Annotated in this window: 1 protein-coding gene and 1 pseudogene; both read left to right on the forward strand. The window is 32.6% G+C overall.

Annotation, left to right across the window (positions count from 1 at the left end; all coding sequences use genetic code 11):
• A pseudogene (locus B6258_RS18140) lies at positions 1-186 on the forward strand (helix-turn-helix domain-containing protein); the annotation flags it as partial.
• Complete coding sequence (locus tag B6258_RS01775; protein ID WP_240531506.1) at positions 141-1,034, forward strand: IS3 family transposase; 894 nt, start codon at positions 141-143, stop codon at positions 1,032-1,034. The pseudogene B6258_RS18140 and the gene B6258_RS01775, both read left to right, overlap by 46 nt.
• Positions 1,035-1,066 lie beyond the last annotated feature (32 nt).

Here is a 1,066-nt window from a genome sequence, read left to right on the forward strand (position 1 = left end):
CATGGTATTGAGGCATTAGCTCCCAAGAAAAAAGGAAGACCTACATTGACTAAAAAGAAAACAGAATTACCTAAGAATGACAAAGATAAATCGCTTAAAGAACTTTTAAAGGAACTCGAGTATTTACGTGCTGAGAATGCTTGCTTAAAAAAGTTACAAGAATTGCAGGAAACAAAACGACGGTAAAACAACGTGTTGCCATCGTTAATCAACTAAAAATGGTTTATCCTATTTTGGTTTTATTACGTGCACTTTCTTTATCAAAAAGTACGTTTTATTACCATCAAAAAAATAGTCATGATTCAAAAGATAAATTATTAAAAGATAAAATAAAGGCTATTTATCATCAACATAAAGGTCGATATGGTTATCGAAGGATCACTGCTGTACTGCGAAATGAAGTCGTTATTAACCATAAAAAAGTACAGCGGTTAATGCAGGTTCAGGGACTAAAATCTATTGTAAGACCTAAAAAATATCGTTCTTATAAAGGTCTATTAGGTCGAATTGCTGATAATCATCTCGAAAGAAATTTTAATGCCAGCAAGCCCAACGAAAAATGGGTTACTGATGTCACCGAATTTAAGGTAAAAGGTGAAAAGCTTTATCTTTCGCCTATTCTTGACTTATTTAATCAAGAAATTATTTCCTACCAAATAGCTAGACGTCCTCATTACAATATGATTGAGCAGATGCTTACCCAAGCCTTTTCGAAATTGACTCAGGGAGGTGAACTTATACTGCATTCAGATCAAGGATGGCAATACCAAATGAGTCGTTATCACAATAGCCTTAAGAAACAAGGTATTATTCAAAGTATGTCACGAAAAGGAAATTGTTTAGATAATGCAGTAATAGAGAATTTTTTTGGCATATTAAAAACAGAATGTTTTTATACAAAGCAATTTAGAGATTTGGATGAACTAGAAGAAGAACTTCATGAATATATCAAGTATTACAATACTGAAAGGATCAAGATAAAATTAAAAGGACTGAGTCCAGTTCAATACCGAACTCAGTCTTTACCTAACTAATTTAAACTGTCCAATAAACTGGGGTCAGTTCA

It is taken from the genome of Proteus alimentorum, assembly GCF_002607735.1.
GTDB classification, from domain to species: Bacteria; Pseudomonadota; Gammaproteobacteria; order Enterobacterales; family Enterobacteriaceae; genus Proteus; species Proteus alimentorum.